The sequence below is a fragment of the Cyanobium sp. BA5m-21 genome, from assembly GCF_024346235.1.
GTDB lineage: Bacteria > Cyanobacteriota > Cyanobacteriia > PCC-6307 > Cyanobiaceae > Cyanobium_A > Cyanobium_A usitatum.
In genome coordinates this window covers 20,124-28,673 of sequence record NZ_JAGQCO010000032.1, presented here as the reverse complement: position 1 = coordinate 28,673, position 8,550 = coordinate 20,124, and the positions used below count along the sequence as shown (strand labels likewise).

Genomic DNA, 8,550 nt, shown 5'->3' with positions numbered 1-8,550 from the left:
CACTGGGCCCACCACCGGATGCTCCCTAAGCCGGCCAAACTCCTCCTCCATGGCGGAATATACGAAATAAAGGTCGGCTACCAGGGTGCGGTAGCTGGCCTTATCCACCACCCCCTTGAGGAAGCAGCTCACGAAGCCGGTGTTCTCCGCCATCGTGTGGGCCTTTTTGGTGCCTTCACGCAATTGGGAGGCGAGCGCAACAGCCATAGGTGCCGGTCTGAGGGACATGTATGTCGGCAGCAACTTAGAGGGGGCACCCTGGATTGGTTTGCCCCTTTGCGAAGAGTTCACGTCAGTGGTAGCGGGCCAGCAATGAGCATTAGTACTGCGGCTGGCTCTCACTCATTGAGAGCCGGGCTTCAGCGGACCTGCCGAAATAATGCCCAAGCTGAAATTTCGAACCGGCCCGGGCACTGGCAACATCACTTGGAGCCCGCGTCTCGCGACAGCACCCATGGCCGACGACGACGCCAGCCCCCCCCAGGCAGGCAAACCCATCAGTGAGCAAGAAGCCCTGCACCGGCTCCGCCAGAGCGAAGACACCTCCCAGCAGTACTACGGAGCCTGGTGGCTGGGCCGAATGCGCAGCCAGCACCCGGAGGCGGTGCCCCTGTTGCAACAAGCCCTGCGTCGACGCCGGCCCAGGGATAGCGGAGAAGGCGTCGAGGAGAACGCAGTAGCTCGTAATGCTGCCCGCGCCCTCGGCAAACTGGCTCCAGCAGCACAAACGGCCATCCCCGACCTGCTCGATACCCTGCAGGATGCCGATGACGGACTACGGGAAGCGGCAGCCCGGGCCCTGGGCCAACTCGCGGCCAGCGAAGCCATTGAGGCGCTCTGCGAGAAGTTAGCCAGCGGTCCCGCCGTGGCTGGCGCCCAGCAGGCCAACAGCCACCGCCTGGTGGAACCCTGCGAAGCCCTGCTGGAAGCCTTGGGCGACATCGGCGTCAACGAACCGCGGGTGCTGGCCGTGGTGAAACCCTTCCTCGCCCACGAGAGCCCCCTGATCCGCAGCGCTGCGGCGCGCACCCTGCTGCAACTAAGCGGTGAGGCGCGCTGGGGGGAACTGCTTGTGGACCTACTTGACCATCCCCAGCTTCAGGTGCGTCATGCAGCCCTGATGGACCTAGGTGCCGCCGGCTGGCGGCCTGGATTTAAAGCCATTGCCGCCACCCTGGCCGAAAACAGTCTGAAATTGATGGCCCTGCGGGGGCTGGTGGAACAGGGCAGCGGCGACCCCGGCGACGAGGCCCTGCTGGCCTGCATGGACGCCTTGCTATGAGCATGGACTCACCGGTGCCAGCTCGAATTGCAGCCCTGCAACAGGCCGGCAGCGCCCTTGCCCTATTGCAAGCCACCCAGGAACTGGCCAGCTGCGCCGATGCCAGCGCCGCTCCCGTGCTGGTGGAGGTGTTGGGCTTCAACAACCCCGGTGCGGCGGTAGCCGCCGTGAAGGGGCTGATCAGCCTGGGGACAGCGGCCGTGGATGCCCTGTTGCAGCTCGACCCAGTAAATTACGGGGCCCGGGCCTGGGCCGTGCGCGCCCTCGCCGGCATCGGCGATGTGCGCGGGCTAGAGCTGCTGCTCGATGCCCTCGGCAGCGACGTAGCTGCCAGCGTGCGCCGGGCTGCCGCCAAGGGACTTGGCCAGTTGCAGCTGGCCGAGCTCCCCCCTGACCAACAGCAGGACGTCCAGCGCCAATGCCTAGGAGCGCTACTGGCCGCCACCAGCGACGGCGAGTGGGTGGTGCGCTACGCGGTGGCAGTGGGGCTGGAGTTGCTGGCTGCTGGCCTGCCCGCGGGAGGCCAGCAGAGGCAGCTGGCCCAACAGGGCCTGCTCACACTCCAGGAAGCGGCTGATGGCACTCCTCCGGTGGTGCAGAGGCGCGCCAAGTTGGCCCTTTCACGGCTGGAGCTGTAATGAAGAAACGGGTGCTGTTTGTCTGCCTGGGCAACATCTGCCGCTCCCCAGCCGCTGAAGGGGTGTTTTTGCACCTGCTGGAGCAATCTCAGTCTGGTGAGCGCTTTGTGGTGGATTCGGCTGGCACCGGGGGCTGGCATGTGGGAAAGGCTGCCGATGCCCGCATGCGCGCAGCCGCCAGCCGCCGCGGCATCCACCTAGCGAGCAAGGCGCGCCAGTTGGAGCTGGCCGACCTCAACCGCTTCGACCACATCCTCACCATGGATGCCAGCAACCTGAGCCAGGTGCAGGCCCTAGCCCAGGAGGCTGGCGGCAGCAGCGTCGCCCGCATCGAGACCCTGCTCAGCTACCGCAGCCGGTTTGATCTCAGCGAAGTGCCCGATCCCTACTACGGGGGAGACGAGGGGTTTGAGCACGTCCTCGACCTGCTAGATGACGCCTGCCGCGGCCTACTGAAGGCCCTAGACGATTAGTTCTCACCAGCGCCCGGGCCAGGCCTCCTCCGGAACCCTCTCGCGGAACAGGTCCACGAGTGCCTGGATCACAGCCTCAATGGCCATACCGTCCGTAACCAGCTCCACCGCATCCTCTGCCTGGCACAGCGGCGCCACCTCCCGGCTGGAATCCTGGTGATCACGGGCAACTATCTGGGCCTCCAGTTCAGCCAGAGGTGGCACGTCAAAGCCCCGCCGCTCGAGGTCTTGGGCGCGACGGCGGGCCCGCTCCGCCGCAGTGGCCGTGAGAAAAACCTTGAGCTCGGCGTCGGGGAAAACGGCGGTGCCGATGTCGCGGCCCTCGGCCACCAGCCCCCCCTTAAGCCCCATGGCCTGCTGCTGGGCCGTGAAGGCCTGGCGCACACAGCCGTGGGCAGCCACCAGGGAGACCTGGGCCGTTACCTCCGGGCTGCGAATCGCCTCGGTCACGTCGAAGCCATTGATGCTGACCAGCTGCTCGCCGGCTCCGCCGGCACTGAGCTGCAGATCCAGGCCCAGAAGAAGGGCTTCCACAGCCGCAGCATCTGCAGGGTCAGCTCCCTGGCGCAGCACCCACCAGGTGAGGGCCCGGTACATGGCGCCGGTGTCTAAGTAAACCAGGCCCATCTGGCGGGCAAAGGCACGGGTGACGGTGCTCTTGCCCGCCCCCGCTGGTCCATCAATGGCAACGATCGGCAGACGAGACATCAGAAAACAATGGTCGATCAGGCGGCTTGAACCGCAGTGCACCGCAGCGGCGAGCAGGGCCAGGCCTTGCACTTGCTGCAATGGCTCCAGGCTATGGGGAGCCACAAGCTCCACATAATCCACCCTCAGGCCCGCCTCTTCCAGTTGCTGGGCCAGCTGGGAGCTCAGCGCTGTGGCCTGGGAGAGGCCGCCACGCACTTGGGCAGCCGCAGCCGCCAGACCAGCGGGCAGCGCCGAGGCCTGCTGGCGCTGGGAGGGGGAAAGGCGACGGTTGCGGGAGCTGCAGGCGAGCCCATCGATCTCCCGCACTGTGGGACAGCCATGAATGCGCAGCGGCAAGCCCAGATCCGCCACCACCCGCCTCAGGATCACCAGCTGCTGCCAATCCTTTTCGCCAAGCAGCAGGAGATCAGGGCGCACCAGGGTTAACAAGCGAATCACCACGGTGGCCACCCCCTCAAAGTGCTGGGGCCGGTGGCGGCCACAGAGCCCCTGGCGCAAAAGCAAAGGCGGCGCCACCCGGGTCAAGCCGGCCTCGCCCCGGGGGTAGATCTCCGCCACGCTGGGAGCAAACAGGGCCGTGGCACCGGCGGCGGCGGCTAGATCAATGTCGGAGCGGAGGTCCCGGGGATAGGACTCAAGATCTTCCCCAGGACCGAACTGGAGGGGATTGACAAACACACTCAGCAACACGGAGGGGGGCTGGCCTGACCCTTGCCTCAGTGCCGCTGCCCGGCGAATCAGCTGCTGATGACCCTCGTGCAGGGCCCCCATCGTGGGCACGAAATGCAGGGGGCCCTGCTGCTGCTGCCGCCAGGCGGCTAGGTCTTGGCAATTTTCGAGCAGGTCCAAGAAAAGAGCGGCGGCAGCCAACAAAAAACCCACCCGCCAGATTGGCGGATGGGCTGATCAAGGGAGCCGGCATTGCTCAGCTCACTGGAGCACTTCGAGACGGACTTGAGCTACGCCACTGGCGGTGAGACCTAGGGATTGGGCAGCTCCATGGGCAATGTCAATCACTCGATTGCCGTGGAAAGGACCCCGGTCGTTGATGCGCACAACGGCGGTGCGGCCGTTCCAGAGGTTGGTCACACGCACCTTGGTGCCGAAAGGCAGGGTGCGGTGGGCTGCCGTGAGGGTGCCAGGACGAAAGACTTCGCCATTGGCCGTGCGATTTCCAAAAAAGCCGGGACCGTACCAACTGGCCTGACCCTTGGAGCTGTGCACCACACGGGGCGCTGGCTTGGGGGCAGGAGCGATACGGGTCGGAGGTGCCTGCTTGATCTGGGTGTCACTTGGTGACAGCTCCACATCAACCTCGCGGATGGCGACTGCAGGCGTTGGGCCTTGGGGCTCAGGGCTAGAAACAGCCATCGCTACAGCATCATTGCTAGTTGCGGCGAGGCTGGACTCGGCGATGGCGGGAACCAAAGCACTACCGGAGAGGAGCAGGGCGAGGGCCCCAAGGGAGAAGGTGCTGCGCATAACAAACGAAACTCGCCGCTGTTGCGGCAATCACCAGCCAGAGGCAATTAGTGATTCGTCAGCGTTGGATTCGCTCTCAAACTGAATGGAGTTGAGGTACGAATTCGCGTTCGGGGTTCCTATCGGGAATTGACGACAGGGCAAAGTTAACTCCTTCAGCTGGCCGTTTCGGCTAAAAACGACACCTACAAGATTGATCAGCAATTGTCATCCAAGCGGCCAGGGCAGGCGCCTACAGGGCTGAGCGGGGGTCGACAAGGCCACCAAGGATCAGCGACCCGAATGGCAATCATCAGCGCAGCTAATCACTCGTGGTGCCAATCGGGCAATTGGCCCCGAATTTGGGCAGGTGGCATCAGAGGATCGGAGCTGCAGATGGGTTCGCACGGGATGGACTACCGCACAGCCGGGGTGGATGTGGTCGCAGGCCGGGAGTTTGTAGAGCGGATCCGATCCAGTGTTGAAGCCACCCGGCGCCCTGAGGTTGTGGGCGGACTCGGAGGCTTCGGGGGCCTATGCCGACTGCCCGCCGGGCTGCGGGATCCCCTGCTGGTCTCGGGCACCGACGGGGTTGGCACCAAGCTTGAGCTGGCTCAGGCCTACGGCCGCCACCACGATGTGGGCATCGACTTGGTGGCGATGTGCGTCAACGACGTCATCACCAGCGGGGCGGAGCCGCTTTTCTTCCTTGATTACATAGCCACAGGCAAGCTCAGCCTGGAGGCCATGGCTGAGGTGGTGGAGGGCATCGCCGACGGCTGCCGCCAAAGCGGCTGCGCCCTGCTTGGCGGCGAAACGGCCGAAATGCCTGGCTTCTATGCCCCGGGCCGCTACGACCTGGCCGGTTTCTGCGTGGCCGTGGTCGAGGCAAGCGCCCTGATCGATGGACGGGCGGTTAGCGCAGGGGATCGCATCCTGGCGGTGGCCAGCAGTGGGGTCCATAGCAATGGCTTCAGCCTGGTGCGCCGCATTCTTGAGAGCCAGGCGGTCGATGAACTCACGACCCTGCCCAACAGCAACCAAAACCTGATAGATGCCCTGCTCGCCCCCACCCGTCTTTACGGAACCTTGGTTAAAGCCTTGCTTGCCAGCAAGGTGCCCATAAACGGCATGGCCCACATCACTGGCGGCGGCCTGCCTGAAAACCTGCCCCGCTGCCTGCCCTCTGGAGTGCACGGCGTGATCGACCCAACTAGCTGGCAGCGTCCAGCTCTGTTCCACTGGCTGCAGCAAGCCGGCGAGGTGCCGGAGGCCGATCTCTGGAACACCTTCAATTTGGGGGTGGGTTACTGCCTGGTGGTGCCGGCAACTGCAGCGGATCAAGCTCTCGCAATCTGCCAAGACACTGGCTACGAGGCCTGGGAGCTGGGCGCGGTGGCCAATGGCAGTGCTGGCGAGCAACCGCTGGCAGGACTTCCCTTCAACGCTTGATCAGCCCGGCTGCCAATGGCCAATTGCATCAGAGTGGGCTGCTGGCCCGGTCGTAAGCCGCTCTCCTGCCTAGGGTAATGACTTCAAAGTTGATCAACACCTATCGACCGGTTCCAGAGCCAGGGCGATGTTCGAGCCATACGTAGTTGGATTAGGAGTGGCGTCATGACGCAATCAATAGGTTCACCACAGCGAATAGCGCCCCCAAGCCCCTTGGGCACCTCCGCTGCACCTCCCCTCGGCACCGGTCAACGCATCACCCGCCGCCGCAGCTCGGCCGGCCCCGTAGCCCCAACCCGGCCGCAGCGCCCCCGAGAGCTTCAGGCAGCGCCCCAGCGGGGGGGGGTGAGGCCCACCTTCCTCACCCTGCGAGATCACGGCAAGGTCTATGTAGCCGACCTGCCCCGACTCTCAGACGGCCAACTGGCCCACGTGACCAAGGAAGCGCGGGAAGTGCTTGAAAGCCTGGGCCGCCGGCTTGAGGAGCTTGAGGCTCAGCCTTTCTTATCCCAGGCCGAACAGGACACCAGGATCCGGGCTTCCACCAAGCGGGATGTCACGGAGCGCTTCCTGCGCTCAATCGATGACGAGCTGCAGCTTCGCCACAACAACCCCGCACTGAGGGCAGCGGCTGGTGAGTCTCTGGCTCGAGCCTTCCTGGAGCTGGCACGCCACCGGCTGCCTGGAGCCACCTTCGATTCCCTGCTGCAGGAAGCCCTGGCAGCCTGCGGCCCCGAAGCGGCCGCCGAAGCGGAAAGCCTCGGTGACCACGGTCCCAGCCCTGTGGTGCCCCTGGTACGCCACCAGGCCATGCCGGTGGTGCTCACCCTCGATCCAGCCCCCCAGGCCAGCTAGTCGCTCAGGAAGGGATTGGCAGGCATGCCCACCTGCAATCCCAGCGCCAGATCATCTAAACGGCGGCGCTCCTGCTCAGACAGGTTCCAGGCCAGGGCCGCCGCGGCCTGCTCCACCTGCTCCGGACGGCGCAAGCCGGGAATCGGCAAAGCGCCGTGGGCCCGGCACCAGTTGAGGGCCACCGCCGCCAGGCTGGCGTCGCGATTGGCGGCGATTCGGGCCATCTCAGCCTGGAGCTCAACCAAGGCGGGAGCTAGCCGGCGGAATAGAGCTCCCCTTGGTCCCCTAGGTAAAGGCCCAGCCGCCATTGATCTGGCCAGCAGCCCCAGGGCCAGGGGGCTGTAGGCGATCAAACGGATACCCAGCTCACGGCAGACCTCCGCCACGCCGCCCGGCTGGATCGGATCGGGTGCCAGCAGCGATAGCTGTACCTGGAGGCTGCTGAGATGCACCCCCCGCTCGGTCAAGCGCCGGTGCACCGCCCGCAGGCGACGGGGCCCCATATTTGAAACGCCAAGGGCCGCCACCTCCCCCTGCTGCACCAGATCAGCCAGACCCTCCAGCAGGGGCCCCTCCTGCCAGGGGGCGTAGCGAGCCGTGCTCCAGTGCAACTGCACCAAATCAATTCGACCGGCAAGGCGCCGTTTCGAAGCCGCAAAAGCCCGTTCATAGCCGCGGCGCCCCAGTCGCCAGGGGAAGGGGGCGAGCTTGGTAGCCACCAGCAGCTGGTCGCGCTGGGTCGCCGGTAGGGCCGCCGCAAAGCTGCCCAAAAGGGCCTCACTGCGGCCGTTAAACCTGCCAGTGCCGTAGGAATCCGCGGTATCAAAGGTGTGCAGGCCGCAGGCCACAGCCCGCCGGAAGGTGGCTTCAAGCACCGGATCCTGGCTCGGGTCGTAGCCCCAAAGAAATTGATTTCCCCAGGCCCAAGTGCCAACGCCGATGCCGGGCTGCCCCACTGGATGCGCCATCGTGGAGTTACTTGCCAACCCTGATACTCCCCAAAATGTCCGATGCCCTTAACCCCGGCAGCACCGCCAGCTTGCCCAATGCTGCAGCCGAACCGGCGCTCCCCCCAGACCCGGTTCTTTGCCAACACTGCGGACGCACCGCCAGCAATGGCATCAGCTGCCAGGGCAGCTGCGTGGCCGACTCGGGCTACTGAGCACTCCCATGGCTCGGATGTTCAGCCTGGGCCTGATGCTGCTGGCCTGGGCCAGCGCCGCCCAAGCAGGGGGCTTCGGGCGCTGGGAGATCGGGCTAAGGGGCTGCTCGCTGAGACACGGCCAGATGGGGCAACCCCAGCTACTGCGCGAACAGAAGCAGAACTGCGTCCGGTTGCGGCTTAAACAAAACATGGAGGGGCTGCTGAGTGTGCGCCTGATCACGCCCTCTGCCAACCAACTATTCGGCAGCAGAAGCCTGGTCTTCGCCGGTGTGCTCGCCCCCGGTCAAAAGCCGATGCGCTGCGGCGCCGATGGCGAATGCAAACCGCAATGGCCTATCCGGCTGGATGTGACCACGGTTGCCACCAACGTGGAATTAGACGGATCTCCAGCGCCCACCTTGCCCCGGGCCCAGCTAGCCAAAGGGACATGCCTGCTGGAACGCCATCGCCTGAGGTGCGAGGCCAGTGATTCCAGCGGACAGAGTTGGGAAGCTCAGGCCCGCCTCTGAAATG

General features: G+C 65.1%; 11 protein-coding genes. 7 read left to right on the top strand and 4 right to left on the bottom strand.

Going from position 1 to position 8,550, the window contains the following annotated elements:
• A partial coding sequence (locus KBY72_RS10390) for a biliverdin-producing heme oxygenase (protein WP_254993518.1) occupies positions 1–207 on the bottom strand: 207 nt, incomplete at its 3' end.
• 247 nt (positions 208–454) lie between these two features.
• Between KBY72_RS10390 and KBY72_RS10385 the strand changes: the two genes are divergently transcribed.
• From KBY72_RS10385 to KBY72_RS10375, 3 genes are read left to right on the top strand one after another with little or no spacing between them, the layout of a single operon-like run.
• Positions 455–1,282: a HEAT repeat domain-containing protein gene (locus KBY72_RS10385; RefSeq protein WP_254993516.1), complete on the top strand. Its 828-nt coding sequence runs from the start codon at positions 455–457 to the stop codon at positions 1,280–1,282.
• Between the two features lie 2 nt (positions 1,283–1,284).
• Positions 1,285–1,920 (top strand): HEAT repeat domain-containing protein, encoded by a 636-nt coding sequence (locus KBY72_RS10380; RefSeq protein WP_254993514.1) that lies wholly within the window; start codon positions 1,285–1,287, stop codon positions 1,918–1,920.
• Positions 1,920–2,393, top strand: a complete 474-nt coding sequence (locus KBY72_RS10375) for a low molecular weight protein-tyrosine-phosphatase (RefSeq protein WP_254962270.1) — start codon at positions 1,920–1,922, stop codon at positions 2,391–2,393. Before KBY72_RS10380 ends, KBY72_RS10375 begins: the two co-directional genes overlap by 1 nt.
• 3 nt (positions 2,394–2,396) lie before the next feature.
• Here KBY72_RS10375 and KBY72_RS10370 read toward each other — a convergent pair whose 3' ends face one another.
• Both KBY72_RS10370 and KBY72_RS10365 read right to left on the bottom strand, forming a co-directional pair.
• The gene (locus KBY72_RS10370) at positions 2,397–3,953 is read right to left on the bottom strand and encodes a bifunctional pantoate--beta-alanine ligase/(d)CMP kinase (protein WP_254962274.1); all 1,557 of its coding nucleotides are present in this window, start codon (positions 3,951–3,953) and stop codon (positions 2,397–2,399) included.
• A gap of 81 nt (positions 3,954–4,034) precedes the next feature.
• The gene (locus KBY72_RS10365; RefSeq protein WP_254962268.1) at positions 4,035–4,586 is read right to left on the bottom strand and encodes a septal ring lytic transglycosylase RlpA family protein; all 552 of its coding nucleotides are present in this window, start codon (positions 4,584–4,586) and stop codon (positions 4,035–4,037) included.
• Between the two features lie 390 nt (positions 4,587–4,976).
• Between KBY72_RS10365 and purM the strand changes: the two genes are divergently transcribed.
• Positions 4,977–6,017 carry a phosphoribosylformylglycinamidine cyclo-ligase gene (purM, locus tag KBY72_RS10360; RefSeq protein WP_254962273.1) on the top strand — a complete coding sequence of 347 codons (1,041 nt, stop codon included), beginning with the start codon at positions 4,977–4,979 and terminating at the stop codon, positions 6,015–6,017.
• A 213-nt stretch (positions 6,018–6,230) separates the two neighbouring features.
• Positions 6,231–6,872, top strand: coding sequence for a hypothetical protein (locus KBY72_RS10355; RefSeq protein ID WP_254962267.1), 642 nt, complete (start codon positions 6,231–6,233; stop codon positions 6,870–6,872).
• On the opposite strand, the gene KBY72_RS10350 is transcribed toward KBY72_RS10355, so the two are convergent.
• Positions 6,869–7,840, bottom strand: a complete 972-nt coding sequence (locus tag KBY72_RS10350; protein WP_254962266.1) for an aldo/keto reductase — start codon at positions 7,838–7,840, stop codon at positions 6,869–6,871. The two genes, KBY72_RS10355 and KBY72_RS10350, sit on opposite strands and share 4 nt — an antisense overlap.
• 35 nt (positions 7,841–7,875) lie before the next feature.
• Between KBY72_RS10350 and KBY72_RS10345 the strand changes: the two genes are divergently transcribed.
• Positions 7,876–8,034: a hypothetical protein gene (locus tag KBY72_RS10345; protein ID WP_254962265.1), complete on the top strand. Its 159-nt coding sequence runs from the start codon at positions 7,876–7,878 to the stop codon at positions 8,032–8,034.
• A gap of 8 nt (positions 8,035–8,042) precedes the next feature.
• Positions 8,043–8,546, top strand: a complete 504-nt coding sequence (locus KBY72_RS10340) for a hypothetical protein (protein ID WP_254993512.1) — start codon at positions 8,043–8,045, stop codon at positions 8,544–8,546.
• Positions 8,547–8,550: the final 4 nt, after the last annotated feature.